Source organism: Agarivorans sp. TSD2052 (genome assembly GCF_023238625.1).
Classification (GTDB): Bacteria; Pseudomonadota; Gammaproteobacteria; order Enterobacterales; family Celerinatantimonadaceae; genus Agarivorans.
This window is the reverse complement of record NZ_CP096670.1, coordinates 2,173,874-2,191,338: the sequence shown is the minus strand read 5'-3', so window position 1 is coordinate 2,191,338 and position 17,465 is coordinate 2,173,874. Positions and strand designations below refer to the sequence as shown.

Annotated in this window: 18 protein-coding genes; 12 read left to right on the top strand and 6 right to left on the bottom strand. The window is 42.8% G+C overall.

What is annotated here, in order from left to right:
- Positions 1-74 precede the first annotated feature (74 nt).
- Positions 75-431, top strand: a complete 357-nt coding sequence (locus M0C34_RS09960) for a YibL family ribosome-associated protein (RefSeq protein ID WP_248715460.1) — start codon at positions 75-77, stop codon at positions 429-431.
- A gap of 48 nt (positions 432-479) precedes the next feature.
- On the opposite strand, the gene M0C34_RS09955 is transcribed toward M0C34_RS09960, so the two are convergent.
- The 4 genes from M0C34_RS09955 to M0C34_RS09940 form a co-directional block, all read right to left on the bottom strand.
- Positions 480-2,099: an FG-GAP repeat domain-containing protein gene (locus M0C34_RS09955; protein ID WP_248715459.1), complete on the bottom strand. Its 1,620-nt coding sequence runs from the start codon at positions 2,097-2,099 to the stop codon at positions 480-482.
- Between the two features lie 63 nt (positions 2,100-2,162).
- Entirely contained in the window at positions 2,163-2,714 is a 552-nt protein-coding gene (locus M0C34_RS09950; protein ID WP_248715458.1) for a lipid-binding SYLF domain-containing protein, read from the bottom strand.
- A 10-nt stretch (positions 2,715-2,724) separates the two neighbouring features.
- On the bottom strand, positions 2,725-4,326 hold the full coding sequence (locus tag M0C34_RS09945; protein WP_248715457.1) for an ATP-binding response regulator: 1,602 nt from the start codon (positions 4,324-4,326) through the stop codon (positions 2,725-2,727).
- 31 nt (positions 4,327-4,357) lie between these two features.
- On the bottom strand, positions 4,358-5,389 hold the full coding sequence (locus M0C34_RS09940) for an HD-GYP domain-containing protein (RefSeq protein ID WP_248715456.1): 1,032 nt from the start codon (positions 5,387-5,389) through the stop codon (positions 4,358-4,360).
- A gap of 490 nt (positions 5,390-5,879) precedes the next feature.
- Between M0C34_RS09940 and ccoN the strand changes: the two genes are divergently transcribed.
- From ccoN to ttcA, 11 genes are all read left to right on the top strand, one after another.
- Positions 5,880-7,304 carry a cytochrome-c oxidase, cbb3-type subunit I gene (gene ccoN, locus M0C34_RS09935; protein ID WP_248715455.1) on the top strand — a complete coding sequence of 475 codons (1,425 nt, stop codon included), beginning with the start codon at positions 5,880-5,882 and terminating at the stop codon, positions 7,302-7,304.
- Positions 7,305-7,314: 10 nt separating this feature from the next.
- Positions 7,315-7,917: a cytochrome-c oxidase, cbb3-type subunit II gene (ccoO, locus tag M0C34_RS09930; protein ID WP_248715454.1), complete on the top strand. Its 603-nt coding sequence runs from the start codon at positions 7,315-7,317 to the stop codon at positions 7,915-7,917.
- 10 nt (positions 7,918-7,927) lie between these two features.
- The gene (locus tag M0C34_RS09925; protein ID WP_248715453.1) at positions 7,928-8,110 is read left to right on the top strand and encodes a cbb3-type cytochrome oxidase subunit 3; all 183 of its coding nucleotides are present in this window, start codon (positions 7,928-7,930) and stop codon (positions 8,108-8,110) included.
- Complete coding sequence (gene ccoP / locus M0C34_RS09920; protein ID WP_248715452.1) at positions 8,107-9,075, top strand: cytochrome-c oxidase, cbb3-type subunit III; 969 nt, start codon at positions 8,107-8,109, stop codon at positions 9,073-9,075. The genes M0C34_RS09925 and ccoP overlap by 4 nt, the downstream gene beginning before the upstream one ends.
- Before the next feature lie 85 nt (positions 9,076-9,160).
- Positions 9,161-9,643, top strand: coding sequence for a FixH family protein (locus tag M0C34_RS09915; RefSeq protein WP_248715451.1), 483 nt, complete (start codon positions 9,161-9,163; stop codon positions 9,641-9,643).
- On the top strand, positions 9,633-12,020 hold the full coding sequence (locus M0C34_RS09910) for a heavy metal translocating P-type ATPase (RefSeq protein WP_248715450.1): 2,388 nt from the start codon (positions 9,633-9,635) through the stop codon (positions 12,018-12,020). The genes M0C34_RS09915 and M0C34_RS09910 overlap by 11 nt, the downstream gene beginning before the upstream one ends.
- On the top strand, positions 12,017-12,199 hold the full coding sequence (gene ccoS, locus M0C34_RS09905) for a cbb3-type cytochrome oxidase assembly protein CcoS (protein ID WP_248715449.1): 183 nt from the start codon (positions 12,017-12,019) through the stop codon (positions 12,197-12,199). Before M0C34_RS09910 ends, ccoS begins: the two co-directional genes overlap by 4 nt.
- On the top strand, positions 12,186-12,848 hold the full coding sequence (locus M0C34_RS09900; RefSeq protein ID WP_248715448.1) for a sulfite exporter TauE/SafE family protein: 663 nt from the start codon (positions 12,186-12,188) through the stop codon (positions 12,846-12,848). Before ccoS ends, M0C34_RS09900 begins: the two co-directional genes overlap by 14 nt.
- A 68-nt stretch (positions 12,849-12,916) precedes the next feature.
- A complete protein-coding gene (locus M0C34_RS09895) occupies positions 12,917-13,663 on the top strand; it encodes an FNR family transcription factor (RefSeq protein ID WP_248715447.1) in 747 nt (248 codons plus the stop codon).
- Positions 13,664-13,798: 135 nt separating this feature from the next.
- The gene (uspE, locus tag M0C34_RS09890; RefSeq protein WP_248715446.1) at positions 13,799-14,731 is read left to right on the top strand and encodes a universal stress protein UspE; all 933 of its coding nucleotides are present in this window, start codon (positions 13,799-13,801) and stop codon (positions 14,729-14,731) included.
- Between the two features lie 81 nt (positions 14,732-14,812).
- Positions 14,813-15,709 (top strand): tRNA 2-thiocytidine(32) synthetase TtcA, encoded by an 897-nt coding sequence (gene ttcA / locus M0C34_RS09885; RefSeq protein WP_248715445.1) that lies wholly within the window; start codon positions 14,813-14,815, stop codon positions 15,707-15,709.
- Positions 15,710-15,711: 2 nt separating this feature from the next.
- Here ttcA and M0C34_RS09880 read toward each other — a convergent pair whose 3' ends face one another.
- Both M0C34_RS09880 and cobB read right to left on the bottom strand, forming a co-directional pair.
- Positions 15,712-16,476, bottom strand: coding sequence for a glucosaminidase domain-containing protein (locus tag M0C34_RS09880; RefSeq protein WP_248715444.1), 765 nt, complete (start codon positions 16,474-16,476; stop codon positions 15,712-15,714).
- Positions 16,473-17,201, bottom strand: a complete 729-nt coding sequence (gene cobB, locus M0C34_RS09875; RefSeq protein ID WP_248715443.1) for a Sir2 family NAD+-dependent deacetylase — start codon at positions 17,199-17,201, stop codon at positions 16,473-16,475. The genes M0C34_RS09880 and cobB overlap by 4 nt, the downstream gene beginning before the upstream one ends.
- Between the last annotated feature and the right edge of the window lie 264 nt (positions 17,202-17,465).

The window sequence follows — 17,465 nt, the reverse complement described above, 5'->3', positions numbered from 1 at the left end:
TTATAATTAGCCTTTAGCCAAGTACACAGGCTCCCTTTTAGTCAATTGCACAACTTGGTGTGATAGGAAACTCGATGAATTTAAAGAACGAAATCCAAGAAGTTAGTAACAAACTGGAAACCGCTAAGCGCAAGTTGAACGCCGCCCACGACCGTGGCGATAAGTTAATGATTCAACAGTTTACTAAATCCATTGAAATACTGACCAAAAAACAAAAAAGTATTAAACATCAGCACTCAAAACAATTGAGTCAAAAAGGCGGAGACGTTAAATCCCTTCCCTTTAATCGCGTACTCACTAAACAAGAACAAGCCGACATGGGCAAGCTTAAAAAATCTGTTAAAGGTTTAGTGGTCGTACACCCAATGACGGCTTTGGGTAGAGAAATGAACGTTAAAGAAGTAACTGGTTTCGCTCCCAAAGAATTCTAAGCCTTTAGGGCAACGCTACTACTACAAATAGCCTTGCCCTACTCCTTTCTAGTCTGCCACTAAGTTTGCTGGTACAAAACCAATATAACTTTGCCCATCTAACATTAGGCTATAACTTTGGTTACTCGATAAATTTGGGTAACGTTGCTCTACTCCGTTCGGATAACTTATTACGACATCTGCCTTGCTTATCTTACCTAAGGACACGGCTATCGGTAATCCATCATGTCGCGCAGTTTGTTGAGCGACTAATTGGCCGCCACTAAATACTGTTACCACTGCATCTACCGCATAAGGGTTTGGGCTTTTATAACGAGGATAAAGGTATAAGGTATTTTGTTTATTTGTTGAGCCATTGAGAAATACTTGAACACTTTTTGAGTCCGGCCCACCTACAATAAGGTCTTGGCGAAGGTCGTTATTGAGATCAGCTATAAATATCGGGTTTGAATCCCAGCCTTTAAAGTTAAGTACCTTAGTAAAAGCACCTTTCCCGTTATTCTCAAGCACCATTCCGTATTTTTTCCTGGGGTTAGAATAGACAATGTCTAGATCTTGGTCATTGTCAAAATCGACCGCGAAAATGCGCACCAAATAAGGTGCCCCAGCGTTAAGCGCTTTTTTTAAAATAGAGTTTTGTGCTTCAAATTTTCCATCGTTATTAAGAAATACATCCCCCTCGCCTTTACCCACGGCGATTATGTCTTGCTGGCCATCTGCGTTGAGATCACCAATAAAAATAGGTGTTGCGTGTTGGGGTAGATGTAACATTTCATTTGCCAAGCTATAATTTTTCTGCTGATTAGCCAAAAAATACCAGCCAAGGTGGTCACCGCCATACCCGCCGAAACCACTTACCACTACGTCTGCTAAGCCGTCATTATTAAGGTCAAGTGGGTTTACCGAAACTTGTAACTCAGGGGTGCGGTTGATGAAAAATTGTTGGCTTTGTGCCCTAAAAAACCTATTTTTTTTGTTGTTTGCTTTAAAGTCTTTTTCTATTTGCTGGTAAGGTTTTGCGAGCAATGGACTAACATCCGAGTTAAAGCTTTTATCTCGTTGAAATTGACCATCACTTGGCTGATAAATGAACGCCCCCTTCACACCCGCATCTAGATCTAAGTATCCATCATTATTTAGGTCGCTAACCGCTTTAGGATAAGACACTGGCGAAAACGAATCATCGCTTCTACCACTAACAAAATGACTTTCTTTATTTAAAAGGTAAGGTACTTTCTTTTCGTCAGAAAACGCTGCAATATCGAGCCAGCCATCGCCATCAAAATCAAAAAACCAAGGTTTATCGTCAGCGCCGGGAAGAAAGGTTTTACTACTGAGAGCGTCAAAGCGAAGCTGGCCTTTAGGAATAAGCTGATTGACTAAGATTTTACCACCTGGCGTACCGTGATGAGACAAATATAGGTCTACATCCCCGTCGTTATCAAAATCGAAACCACCTACCCCCCATGGCCACCAACCGTGAGACCCAAACTTACCTCCCTGTTGTTTTAGCTCAGTATCATGCCACTGCTCTACGATACTGTTGGCGTTAGTATCTACTTTAATAAATGTTAGGCTATGAACACTTAAGGTAAAACAGCTAGTAATTAGCATGCTTATAAGTTTGTAACCAGTAGCCGTTAAACTAGCGTTATTTTTCGTTTTCACCTTGCTACCCCATAAACAAAAAAGCCAGCTAGAAAGCCGGCTTTTATAAACGGTGATTACCGCTTAATTTAAGTCACCGTCTTGCCAGAATTTAGTACCTTTAATGGTAGCTTCTAAAGATAAACCCGATTCGGTTAATTGATAAATTTCAACATCGCCAATTGCGCCCTCTACCTCAGCAGAGCCGCCTTTATCTCCAGCTGTAGCCGAAGCATCCGCTTGTGCACCAAACAACCAGCCACTTTCTACAAATTTATCAAAGGCTTCACGGGTTTTGAAAAGCATCAGTGCTCTAAAATCTTTTACGCCCAAACCAAAACCTACACCGGCTTCACCCATTTTCATATACGTAGTTTTACCCGAAGCATTGTCTACTGCGATACCTGTACCACCGCCTGCGGATATAACAAATAGGTTTACCCCCACATTGCTAAATACTGCATAACCCACTGCTGAACTCATCTTATCGCTGATATTAGATTTTTCTTGTTTGAATTTGGCGATAGTCTCTTGAGCTGATTGATTATACTCGGCGCGCTCTTCAGCCACGTTTGCATAACTAAGGTTAGTTAGCAAAAATAGACTAGCGCAAAACCCGGTCACTAGTTTGTTCATTATTTGGTCCTTATAACATAGAGTAAAAGTCTACACTGTCGCCGTCTGCCGACGGAAGCGTTACGGTTATCGTTGTTGTATTTTCTTTGTCACTGGTTTGCATGCTTACTTCACCTTTTTGCGCTTGGGTTAATAAGCTTACTGAATAGGTGCCTAGGCCTGTGCCGCTATCTTTGCCAGAGGTGACGTATTTTTCCCAAAAGTTTTCTCGTATACTTTCAGGTACTGCTCCGACATTTTGCGTTGCTACTATTACCTTCCCTTCTGTCGCACTGACAGCCACTGATACACGGCTACGATTTGGAGCTGCTTCACAGGCATTTTTTAGCAAATTGAAGAATAAAGAATAACTCAGTGATTGGTCGCCCATTACAAGTACTTCGTTAGCGGGGTCTTCTTCCTCTGGCTCTAAATACATCATTAATTGTTTGCTGCTAAATGTATTTCGTACCACCGTTAGCATCTTTTTTAGCATTTGATGAGCTGAAAATGGTTTTGCTTTAAGCTCAAAACGACCTTGCTCAATTTTATATAGCTCGGTAGACAAGTTAATCATGTTTAACAACTGCATGGACAACTCATCAATCATGCCAAGGTTTTCAGCGCCTTTTTCTGATATTTTGCGGTCATTTTTAAGCTGTTCAGCTAACGCAATTATGCCGGCGATAGGCCCTTTTAAATCGTGCCTAAGTAATTGGTCTACGCTATTTTTAAGCTGTTCTTTTTCAAGCAAGTTGTCAAAGTCTGACTGTAGGTGCTTATGCAAATTGACGTAACGCAGCAAATTGCGAACTCTAAGTTTGAGTAAATCTGGCTGAATCGGTTTGGTGATGTAATCAACAGCGCCACTAGAAAGCCCTTTGGTTTGATCGGTAATTTCGGTTAAGGCAGTAACAAATATGACTGGCAGGTGTTCAGAGCTAGGGTGCTGGCGGAGCTTTTCTAATACCTCAAAGCCATCCATTTCAGGCATCATCACATCTAATAACACTAAATCCGGAGGAGAGTCAGATTGACAAATCTCTATCGCTTTTCGGCCTTCTTTGGTGAGTAATACGCGATAGTCGTCGCGTAATAAGCCACCCAGTAAGGTGAGGTTATCTGCGGTATCGTCCACGACTAAGATCGTGTTTTTACGGGTTTTATCAGGTTTAGTAATAGGCTCTGCGATATCTTGAATGACAGGTTCTTCGATAGCGACTGGTTCTGTTGGTTTATTGCGATTTCTAACATCACCCTTGGCCGCTTGTTGTAGCCTTTTTTGTAATAAAGCCGTAGTAAAAGGCTTAATGATTAAATCTGAGACACCTTCGCTAATCGCTTCGGATACTCTATCTCGTTCGGCTTCAGCGGTAATCATGATAAATGGAATGTGTCGCCAAGACTCTGACTCGCGAACTTTCTTCAAAAATTGGATGCCACTTAATACCGGCATATTCCAGTCAGATAAAATTAAGTCGACATGACGCTTTTTTAATACGTTTAGCGCTTGAGCGCCATTTTCAGCCTGAATCACGTTACCAACACCAAAACGGCGTAGTTGTTCATAAGTGATTTTTCTTATTGGTGCCATGTCGTCGACGACAAGTACCGTGAATTTACCTAGTTGCATTTTTTTTACGATTCCTTCGCTTATGTATTGGTTAATTAAAGGACTCTTTAAATTTATCTTTTACTTCCAGTATTTCAGGCAACGCGGCAACAAATAACGGCACTAATTTTGGGTCGAAATGACTACCAGCTTCGCTTTCTAAAAGAGCAATGGCCTTTTCGACTGTCCAAGCGTTTTTATAAGGGCGCTCTGAGGTTAAAGCATCAAACACGTCTGCAATGGCAACAATTCGACCTACAATGGGTATGTCTTCGCCCGCCAAACCATTAGGGTAGCCGCTCCCATTCCACTTTTCATGGTGAGTTAACGCCACAACTCGGGCTAAATCTAGTAATTCGGAGCTGTCGCCTTCACCAAGAATTTCTCCACCGATAACTGAATGGCTTTGCATAATGTCCCATTCTTCTGCGTCTAACTTTCCGGGTTTTTGCAATACTCTATCGGGGATGCCAATTTTTCCTATGTCATGCATAGGCGCGGCATTCATCAGTATGTCGGCATCGGCTTCACTCATACCAGCAGCCAAGGCTAATATTTTTGAGTAGTAACTCATGCGAATAACGTGCATACCCGTTTCGTTATCTTTGTATTCAGCGGCTCGCCCTAGCCGTTGAATAATTTGTAAACGGGTGGTGTTTATTACCTCTGTTTGTTGCTTAACCTTTATGTCTAATTCTCTATTTTGGTTATATAAGGCCAAGTGGGTTTTTACTCTGACTTTAACTACCGGCGGACTGACAGGCTTTGTAATGTAATCGACGGCACCGAGTTCAAGGCCCCTAATCTCATCGGCGGGACTAATTTTCGCGGTAACAAAGATAACCGGTATGTGGCGGGTTGTTAGATCTTCTTTTAATCGCTTACATACTTCATATCCATCTATACCCGGCATCATAATATCTAATAGGATAAGGTCTGGCTTGTTGACTTTGGCGGCGATTTTTAAAGCCATGTCTCCGTTTCTCGCCACTTGTAGCTTGTAGTTATCCCGTAAAATGCCTGCCAGTACGTCAATATTCTCAGGTGTATCGTCAACAATAAGAATTGTGGCTCTATTTTCCATTTGACATCTTTTCCTTGATCCACGATTAGCCCTAATACCAATTAAAACTATAGTCACTAAATCAACAATTTAGAAACAAAGATACGTTTTTTTTGGCACTATCTTTATAAAAACTTGCTTGGTGTGAATAACATGTAAGCCCCATGAATAGGCCTTCATATCAAAATTTTTGGCTGAAACTCTACATTCACGGTTACAAATGAAACGTAGCGGTTACGCAGATGTAAATTTTCCAGCCATAATTGATCTAGATCAATGCGGTTTATGGATTGGAAACAATTTGTTAATTAATTAGCGGGGATATGCAAATAACCCGTTTTTCAATCTGTTATTTAACGAATCGATCAAGTATGATCGCGGCGTTAGCATTGTCAAAACCGACAATAAAAGTTGAATTAACTTTGATAGCGTTAACATTCGTTTCATGTTGTTAATGCAACTGCATTTAACTCGCTTTAACCAATAATAATAGCAACGGAAGCATCTATTTATGAACCAAGCAGCTAGCGCAGAGACTGATTACAACTACACAGTTGTACGCCAGTTCACTGTAATGACCATTGTTTGGGGTATAGTAGGAATGAGTGTTGGGGTGTTAATTGCTGCGCAATTAATCTGGCCAGCGCTTAACTTCGATACTCCTTGGCTAACATATAGCCGATTACGCCCCCTTCATACTAACGCCGTGATTTTTGCATTTGGCACAAGTGCATTAATGGCCTGTTCTTTTTATGTAGTACAGCGTACCTGTCAAACCCGATTATTTGGTGGCCCCTTAGCCTCCTTTGTATTCTGGGGTTGGAATTTGATTATCGTCTCAGCAGCGATAACATTGCCTATGGGTTTCACTACTTCTAAAGAGTACGCAGAACTAGAATGGCCAATTGGGATTGCAATCGCAATTGTATGGGTGGCTTATGGAATAGTTTTCTTTGGCACCTTAGTCAAAAGAAAAACGTCGCATATTTATGTTGCTAACTGGTTCTTTGGTGCATTCATTATCACCGTTGCTGTATTACACATCGTGAACAATGCAGCCATTCCACTAACGATGACTAAGTCTTACTCAATCTATGCTGGTGCAGTTGATGCAATGGTACAGTGGTGGTACGGCCATAACGCGGTTGGCTTTTTACTTACTGCTGGCTTCTTGGGTATGATGTACTACTTCGTACCAAAGCAAGCGGGTCGCCCGGTATACAGTTACCGTTTGTCGATTGTGCATTTTTGGGCATTAGTCTCTATTTATATTTGGGCTGGTCCTCACCACCTTCATTACACTGCCCTGCCTGACTGGGCACAGTCTTTAGGCATGGTGATGTCGCTCATTTTGTTCGCTCCTTCTTGGGGTGGCATGATTAACGGTATTATGACGTTGTCTGGTGCATGGCATAAATTGCGCTACGACCCCATTTTGCGTTTCTTAATTGTTTCATTGTCGTTCTACGGTATGTCTACCTTTGAAGGCCCAATGATGGCGATTAAAACAGTAAATGCTCTGTCTCACTACACCGACTGGACTGTTGGCCATGTGCATTCTGGCGCATTAGGTTGGGTTGCAATGGTGTCTATTGGCAGTATCTACCACTTGATCCCGGTGCTGTTTGGCCAAGGCCGTATGTACAGCACTAAGCTTATTAACACTCACTTCTGGCTTGCAACAATTGGTGTTGTTTTATACATCGTTGCCATGTGGATTTCAGGTGTTATGCAAGGTTTGATGTGGCGCGCGGTGAACGAAGACGGCACACTGACTTATTCGTTTGTTGAGTCTTTACAAGCTTCTTACCCATTCTACTTCGTTCGCTTTATCGGTGGCGTATTCTTCCTAACTGGCATGTTTGTTATGGCGTACAACGCTTATAAAACAATCGCTGCCGAGAAAGGTTCTTTAAAAGCCATTGAGCAGGTATAGGAGGCATAACATGAAACATGAATTAATCGAAAAAAATGTTGGCTTACTCGCCATCTTCATCGTTATAGCAATTAGCTTTGGTGGTTTGGTTCAAATCACCCCGCTAATCTTCCAACCTGAAACCACTGAACCGGTAGACGGTTTAGTGCCTTACACTGCATTACAGATGGAAGGCCGCGATATCTATATTCGTGAAGGTTGTAGTAACTGTCATAGCCAAATGATTCGACCATTCCGTGCTGAAACTGAGCGTTATGGCCATTACTCTGTTGCGGGTGAAAGTGTTTGGGAACATCCATTCTTATGGGGGTCTAAGCGTACCGGACCTGACTTGGCCCGCGTTGGCCAACGTTATTCAGATGAGTGGCACCGTGTTCACCTGATAAACCCTCGAGATGTTGTACCTGAATCTAACATGCCTGGCTTCCCTTGGTTAAGTGAGAATCTCGTTGATGGTTCACTTACTGGCAAAAAGTTAGCGTTATTCAAAAACCACTTCGGCGTACCTTACACCGATGCTGACGTTGAAGGTGCTGCTGCAGCTGTTGAAGGTAAAACTGAAATGGATGCACTTATTGCTTATCTACAAGTGTTAGGTACAGCACTGAAATAAGGAGTTAGTTATGGACTTTGGTACATTCAGTGGCCTATACACTGCATTCTTGATGGCAATATTTATCGGCATTTTTGCTTGGGCCTACAGTAAGAACCGCAAAAAGGATTTCGATGAGGCTGCTAACTTGGTATTTGCCGACGAGCCTAAAGCTAGCCCTACAAAGGACTTTGAAGGAGCACAGAAAAAATGACTACATTTTGGAGCGTGTGGATCACTGTTATAACGCTAGGAAGCATTGCTGGTTGCTTTTGGTTATTACGAGTATGCACAAAAAACAACACCGGCATTAAAGAAGGTGAATCGATGGGCCACAGCTTTGATGGAATCGAGGAATTAAATAATCCTCTTCCTAAGTGGTGGTCTTATATGTTTGTGATGACAATTGTGTTCTCGCTAATCTACTTGGCCGCTTACCCAGGTTTAGGTAACTGGAAAGGCTTCCTTGGCTGGAAAAGTGCTGAGCAAGACATCAAAACTATCGCCGAAGGTGAAGCGCGCCTTGCCGCTAAAGACCCTGCCCTCGCAAGTCAATATGACCGCGAACGTGCAGCGGCTGACGCTAGATTTGGTGAGGTGTTTAACCAAGTTGCTTATAACGAAGCGGGCGAGTATCGCACTGTAGAAGAGCTATCTGAGGACCCCGCTGCCATCAAGATTGGCCAGCGTCTTTACTTGCAAAACTGTTCACAGTGCCATGGCTCATCAGCGCGCGGCGGTAAAGGTTTCCCTAACCTGACCGACAACGATTGGTTGTACGGCGGCACCGGTGAAGCCATTAAGGCAAGTTTAATGCACGGACGTCAAGGTCAAATGCCGGCTTGGGAAGCAGTGTTAGGCGACGATGGTATTAAAGAAGTTACCCAATATGTACTGAGCTTATCTGGCCGAAAAGTAAATGATGTTGATGCAGCCATTGGTAAAACTAAGTTTGCCGTATGTGCAGCTTGTCATGGCGCAGATGGCAAAGGCAATCAAGCTGTTGGCGCACCTGACCTAACTAATGGTATTTGGTTGTACGGCGGTTCACGACGTGCAATTGAAGACACGCTACGTTATGGTCGCAATGGTGTAATGCCTGCTTGGAAAGATATTTTAGGTGAAGATAAGATCCAATTAATTTCAGCCTATGTATATCAGCTTTCTAAGACAAAATAGTCTTAAAAATATATGAAAAGCGACGCCTATGCGTCGCTTTTTTTTGTTATATTGAAGCCTCTTTTTCTATCGGAATTAAGTTGTTATGGAACAAGCTTGGTATAAACAATTTTGGCCTTGGTTTTTGATCGCTTTACCTATGGCCGCCGTAGTAGCGAGCCTATTCACTTTCTATATCGCGGCTACAACTAACAACGACATGGTGGTTGAGTCTTATTACAAAAAGGGTAAGGCCATCAATGCTGATTTATCCCTCGTTGAAACCGCTAAAAGCTTAGGTATAACCGCTTCTTTAGCCCAATCTGAACAGGGTTTAGTGCTATCCATGGCGCTACCCAAGGGAGCGGAAAACCAACCTTTAAAAATAGAATTAGCGCATAAGACACTCGCCAAAAATGACCGAAGTTATGTAGTGACCGCCGATGCAAAGGGACTGTATCGTTTTGGTGATGACCTAAACGAAAATGGTCGCTGGTTTATTCGTATTAGTCCAATGGATGGAAGCTGGCGTTTACAAGAAGATTTACAACTACCGTTATACAACGTTGAAGAGATAGATGGTAAGTAACCGTACAGTTTGTTTTCATTGTAATGAACAGATCCCCAGTGGCTTTGTTTTAGACGTTACTATTTTGGGGCAAGCTCAGGCCATGTGTTGTCAAGGCTGTGCTGCCGTGGCAAAAACCATTATCGATAGTGGCTTAGATGATTATTATAAGCACAGAACCGCAGCCGCACCCAGCGCCCAAGACTTGGTGCCAGACGAACTACTCAAAATGCTTGAGTACGATGATGACAACGTACAATTAGAGTTTGTTGCCCAATCAGAAGGCAACAAAGAAGTGCTTCTTTCAATAGAAGGCATTAGTTGCGCGGCTTGTGCTTGGCTCATTGAAAAACAATTAAGTCATATAGGCGGAGTAAACAAGATTCACGTGAACTCTACCACCCAACGCGCCACACTCAACTGGAACGATCAGCAAACTAAACTTAGCCAGTTGTTAAGCGAAGTGCAAAAGCTAGGTTATAAAGCCACCCCTTTTCAAACAGACAAACAAGAAGAGCTAGATAGAAAGCTATACCGAAGCCATCTTCTTAAGCTGGGAGTTGCTGGCCTAGCGACAATGCAAGTGATGATGTTTGCTATTGCCCTATATGGCGATCTGTTTGATGAAATGGAAGTCATCTATCGCGATTACTTTCGTTGGGTTAGTTTGATTATGGCTACCCCTGTTTTACTGTTTTCTGCCCAGCCATTCTATTTTGGTGCCTACCGTAGCTTAAAAGCTAAAACCTTAAATATGGATGTGCCGGTATCTATCGCCCTGCTAGGTGCCTATTCGGCTTCGTTATATGCCACAGTAAAAGGAACCGGTGAAGTCTACTTCGAATCGGTTTCCATGTTCACCTTTCTACTGTTACTTGGCCGTTTATTGGAGTTAAGAGCGAGGCGCAAAGCCAGTGAAACCAGCTCTAATATGCTGAAGCTGGTACCTAAATTAGCGCAACGCCTTGAAGAAGACGGCCGCCAAACAAAAATCGCAGCGAGTCAGCTAAAAGAAGGCGACGTGATTGTTATTTTGCCAGGAGAAACTGCGCCAGCCGACGGCCAAGTATGTTTTGGTGAAAGCGACTTTGATGAGTCTTCTCTCACCGGAGAATCTCTGCCGGTAAAAAAACTATTCGCCGACACCGTATTTGCTGGCACCATCAATCATGAACAAACCATTCATTTGTCTGTACAGGCTGTGTCACAGAATACCTTTATAGCCAATATTCTCCGCCTCCAAGAACAAGCGCAAAGTGAAAAACCCAAAATAGCGACTATTGCCGACCACATTGCCCGTTACTTTGTGTTTGGTTTATTGCTAATAGCAGCGCTCACTTATGGCTTTTGGCACTACTATTCTCCAGAAGACGCTTTTTGGATCACCCTGGCGGTATTGGTTGCTACCTGCCCTTGCGCCTTGTCGTTAGCGACACCCGCAGCCCTCACTGCAGCCACCCATAATTTGTCAAAAAATGGCTTATTGGTTAAACGTGGGCACGTCTTAGAAAGCTTAGCCAAATTATCAGCCGTTATTTCGGACAAAACGGGTACGCTTACTGAAGGTAAGCTACAGATAAATAGCGTAACCACCATGGGCAATGATAGCGAACAACAAATATTGAACTTTGCTGCTGCATTAGAGCGTCAAAGCTCACATCCTATCGCCCAAGCATTTGCCAAATTCCGACTTAATAATGCCAGTGAAATTAAACACCATACTGGTTTAGGGTTAGAAGGCCGTATCAATGGCAACCATTTTTTATTAGGAAAGGCTTCTTTCTGCCAACAAGCCGCCGTTGAACAACCCGGTATGCTTGAATTGGTCATGCTGAAAAATGAGCAGTTGGTGGCACGTATATATCTATCTGATACGCTTAAATCCGATGCCAAACAATTCGCTGATGGACTAGCACAACGCAACATAAGCCTGTCGATGCTTACTGGAGACGATTCAGCTCAAGTGCCCTTCATTGCCGAACAATTAAATATTACTGAAGTAATCAGCGGCGCACTGCCGCAAGATAAACTCGCCGCGTTAAAACGTAAAGTACAAGGCAACCCCCATATCGTGATGTTGGGTGACGGTGTAAACGACGGACCTGTTTTAGCGGCAGCCCCCTTATCGATAGCCATGGGCTTAGGCACCGATATAGCCAAATCTAGCGCCGATGCAGTATTGCTCGGCAGTAAACTTTCCACCTTGTTAGCAGCGATAGATTTAGCCAAGCTTACCCGTAAAATTATCGCCCAAAACTTGGCGTGGGCATTAGGGTATAATGCCCTTATTCTACCTTTAGCCGTTGCCGGCATCGTTACCCCATATATGGCTGCAATCGGTATGTCTTTGTCTTCACTTGCGGTATTAACCAACTCACTAAGGTTAAACAAACAATGAGTATTATTTTTGTGTTGATCCCGATAGCCCTTGTTTTTGTCAGTATCGGCATTGGTATCTTTTTTTGGGCCGTAAAAAGTGAACAGTTCGAAGATTTAGATCGCCAAGGCGTGAATATCTTATTTGACGACAAAGATAATCTTAAAAAAGAAAAACAGACCGGCGATGATCAATCCTGATTTAATTACCGCCTTTATTACAGGCTTACTAGGTGCTACCCACTGCATTGCTATGTGTGGCGGCATAGCCTGTATATTAGGCAGCCGAGTAGAAAATAATAGCTCAAAACTGTTAGTTAGCATTGGCTTTAACTTAGGGCGCATTGTTAGCTATGCACTGGCTGGTGCATTTGTCGCAGGCTCCTTTCAAGCCATTAGCCAACTACACGGCTCTTTTAAACCGCTAAGCATACTGCAATGGATTGCAGCACTAATGTTAATTTTGTTAGGTATTCATCTTACGCGTTGGTTTGCCGTTTTGTCTCCAGTAGAACACTTAGGTAAAGGTATTTGGAGTAAGGTACAACCACACGCCAGCAAAGTGCTTTCAATAAAACACCCATTAGCGAGTATTCCTTTAGGCATGCTTTGGGGATGGCTTCCTTGTGGTTTGGTCTACTCCAACCTTACCCTCGCTGCCAGCCAAGCAAATTGGCTTAGTGGCGGCGCCGTCATGTTCAGTTTTGGGCTAGGTACATTTAGCATAATGTTATTGACTGTTTTGTTCGGACACAAACTTACCCAGCTATTAAGCAATCGACCGCTACAGATTATTTCGGGACTCAGCGTAATTAGTTTAGGCATCTATCAAGTTGTTACAATGTTGTAGCAAAAACTCTAGAAAGTTTCTGACATAAAGAGTAGAATTGCCTCGAACTCCTATAGCATAGTTTGAGTATGAGCATTAACCTAAAAGCTAGTCAAAGAATCCAAACCGGTGGCTGTGAAATCCACTGTCAAGATTGTAGTATCGCACAACTGTGTATTCCGTTTTCGTTAAACGAAACTGAGTTAGATAAGCTTGATAGCATTATTGAGCGCAAGAAACCTATCCAGAAAGGTGAAGAAATATTTGCTGCCGGTGACAAGCTAAAAAGCTTGTACGCGATTCGTTCTGGTACCATAAAATCATACACCATTACTGAGCAAGGCGATGAACAAATTACTGGCTTTCACTTGGCTGGCGATTTAGTGGGTTTTGATGCAATTAACAATCAAATACACCCAAGTTTCGCTCAAGCGCTTGAAACTTCAATGGTTTGCGAAATTCCTTTCGACACCATGGACGAGTTATCGGCCACTATGCCTAAGTTGCGCAGACAAATGATGCGCTTGATGAGTAACGAAATTGTCGCTGACCAAGAAATGATTTTGTTATTAAGTAAGAAAAATGCCGAAGAACGTTTAGCCGCCTTCATTTATGGCTTATCACAACGTTTTTCCGAGCGAGGTTTCTCACCTCGTGAGTTTAGGTTAACCATGACACGTGGTGACATTGGTAATTATCTCGGTTTAACCGTAGAAACTATCTCACGTTTATTAGGTCGCTTTCAAAAAGCCGACATGATAGCGGTTAAAGGTAAGTACATTTCTATTACTGATCGCGAAAGCCTTCGTGTTCTAGCTGGCGCCAAAGCTAGCTAAGTATCTAATTACACTGACCTGATTTGTATCAATCGAAGATATAAAACTAGGTCAGTGTTAACTGTGTCGAGTTTATTTCCTCAAAATTGAGCTAAAGTTAAGTGGCTATTCCAGACAAATTCTAGGAGCTGCTTTATGATTAAGTATCGCAATATTTTAGTGGTGATAGACCCCCTTCACGACACCCAGGCGGCTTTGTCTCGCGCTGTTTTTTTGGCCCAGAAAGAAGACAACGCGAAAATCAAAGCGCTACTTACTATTTACGACTTTTCTTATGAAATGACATCGATGTTGTCAGGTGAAGAACGAGAAGCTATGCGCTCAGGCGTTATAGAAGAGCGCAGTGTATGGCTACGAGATGTTATTGCTGATGTTGACCATCACGGCATAGAAATCGAGTGTAAGGTGATTTGGAACAATCGCCTGTATGAAAGTGTCATAGAAGAGGTACTTGATTTTGGTCATGACCTTGTTGTTAAGGCCACTCACCCTCACCCTACTTTACAATCTATCATTTTTACCCCTAATGACTGGCATATTCTACGCAAGTGTCCCACTCCCGTATTAATGGTTAAAGAGCACGATTGGCCAACTGAGGGGAAAATAGTAGCGGCTATTCACGCTGGCGCTGAAGACGAAGAGCATCATAAGTTAAATGTAAGAATCGCTGAAGAAGCTAAGGACCTTTGCCAGCTATTAGGTGCAACGCCCCACGTGGTAACTGCGTACCCTGCTGCGCCTGTTAACATTGCTATAGAGTTACCCGACTTTGACCCGCTTAAGTACAATAAAAACGTGATGGAATTTCATAAACAAGCCTTAGACAAGTTTGTATCAGAACACTTTGAATCACCGGTCACTAGCCATCTAGAAGAAGGCTTACCCGATGACGTTATTCCAGAAATCGCCAATGATATTGATGCTGAAATTGTAATATTAGGCACCTCTGGTCGAAGTGGCTTTAGTGCTGCTTTAATCGGCAACACCGCTGAGCACGTGATTGACCAACTCGATTGCGACCTCTTAGCTTTAAAACCACAAAACTTTGTGAGTCCATTTCAAAAGTAGCCAAGCACAGTTAAGCTTTAATTAGTTGCTTCGAGTTAGCGGGGATATATAATAGCCCCGCTTTTTTATTGGGAACTCGATATGTCTGTCACAGCTAAACAACAATACAACCACAACAAACTGCAAAAAAGAATACGCCGTCATGTAGGTCAAGCCATTGCAGATTACAACATGATTGAGGACGGCGACCGAATCATGGTGTGTTTGTCAGGTGGCAAAGACAGTTATGCGATGCTAGATATTTTGCTAAACCTTAAAGCGCACGCCCCAATAAAGTTTGATTTAATAGCGGTTAACTTAGATCAAAAACAACCCGGATTCCCTGAAAACATTTTGCCAGAGTACCTAGCTGGTTTAGGCATTGAATATAAAATTGTCGAAGAAGACACCTATTCGATCGTAAAAGATAAGATCCCTGAGGGTAAAACCACCTGTTCTTTGTGCTCGCGCTTACGTCGCGGTATTTTATACCGTACGGCAACCGAATTAGGCGCTACCAAAATCGCCCTTGGACACCACCGCGACGATATTTTGGAAACCTTATTTCTAAACATGTTCCATGGCGGAAAGCTTAAAACGATGCCTGCTAAGTTAGTCAGTGACGATGGCAAACATGTCGTTATTCGTCCTATGGCATATTGCAAAGAAAGCGATATGGAAAAATACGCCGAGCTGAAGCAGTTTCCAATTATTCCATGTAACTTATGTGGCTCGCAGGAAAACCTGCAACGCCAAGCCATTAAGAAAATGTTGAATGATTGGGAAAAACGCTTCCCAGGTCGAGTTGAGTCTATGTTTAGTGCGGTACAAAATGTAGTACCGTCACATCTACTTGACCATCAGTTATTCGACTTTAAGTCTATAGATCGCGACAGCGGTATTATTAATGGTGGTGATATTGGCTTTGATGCACCTGAACTTGAAGAACAACCGACACAACAAACGTCGGTAGGCATTGTGCAAATAGTTGAGCTTTAGCGTTAAGAGGCCGAAACACTTATAGTGGTCGGCCAAAGCGAGCTATTTACTCGCATCATTTGTTGCAGCTCTTCCACATACGCTTGGCCTCTTTCTGAATAGCTAGTGAGGTGACTGGCTAGTTTTATAGCATCTAATTGACCTGTTTTTCTGGCCAATTGGCGGCTAATTTGAAAGTCTCGATAAGCGGGGTGACTATTTAGATTTTGCATATAAGCGTTTACCGACTGATAAACATTATCAAACTTACGAACTTCATGATGAGCGCCATCTATTCTGCTCAAAGGGACTAAGCCACAGCCTTTTTGGTAACACCATTGACCAAACAAATTGTTTCCTTCTCGAGCAAAACGAGATGTTCCCCAGGCCGACTCATTCGCCGCTTGCGCTAACACAAGCGCCGGGGGAATAACATCAACCCGCGCTTCGAGTTGCTTAAGCTTTTCAGTGGCATCTAATTTAGCTTCAACTCTGTATTGAGCAGCTAAGCCATTAAGTTGCTCAATCTGTTTATCGGAGAGCTTGCCTTTGGTCGATTGAGTTTTGATGGCGAACAATTGGGATCGTTGATCGAGTATTTGTTGATTACTGGCTTCTATGAGTGGCAAGATAAAATCGGTAAACAACTGCTTTTTTTGTTTTACGTCAGCGACTTCATTCAGTGCCGGTAAAGGTATTGCCGTTAACGCTTCATCTGGTTGTGTCGGCGCTTGTTCACAAGCCAAAAGAAGGCTGGCTAACCAGCCCGATATTAATAGTTTTTTCAAGTAGTCGCTCTTATTGCTGAAGTCAGTTCGTGTATGAAATTAGGCACGATTTCACTTGCTGGGCCATAGTATCGTTCGGCAAACTCGCTTTGCATCTCTGACGGCTCTAAATTTAGCTCAATAGTACGCGCATCATGACTGGCCGCTTCGTGAACAAATCCGCCAGCTGGGAAAACATGACCAGACGTGCCAATAGCGATAAATATATCACAGTGGTTTAGCTGATGGTAAATCTTATCAAGCCCTATCGGCATCTCTCCAAACCAAACAACATGAGGCCTTAAACGTGCAGGGAACTGGCAACAGGTACATAAAATGTCGCCGCCAAGCTCGCCTTTCCATTCGGTTGTTTGATTTGACACCGGGCAGCGCGCCTTAAGTAACTCGCCATGCATGTGTAATACGTTCTTACTGCCGGCTCGTTCATGCAGATTATCAATGTTTTGAGTAATCAACAGCAATTCGATATCGTCATGTTGCTCTAGTTCAGCTAAGGCGTAATGCGCAGCGTTTGGCGCAACATGACTACTTTGTAGCTGTTCGCGGCGTAAATTATAAAACTGATCAACAAAATCAGGGGCGCGTTGATAAGCCTCTGGCGTGGCTACGTCTTCTACGCGGTGTTTTTCCCATAAGCCATCCGAATCGCGAAAAGTTTTGATTCCAGATTCAGCAGAAACACCTGCCCCTGTTAAAACCACCACATTTTTTTTTGTATTCATCATCTATTGACCTACGTGTCGAATAAGCAACTGCAAATATATTATATCGCCGAGCAATGCCCCATCAGACTTAAGTTGTAATGTGACCTCGATACACATAAGAATACTAACCATTAACATAGTAGCAAGTGTTTTTCTCGAAGCATTTATAAATATTTAGTTACTTCTACCATGATTATCATTAAATCCATTCTATTTGCGATACATCTCGCTTTTACAATATTTAATTTAACTATATCAGTAGATTAAGGGAAGCTATGCTAATCT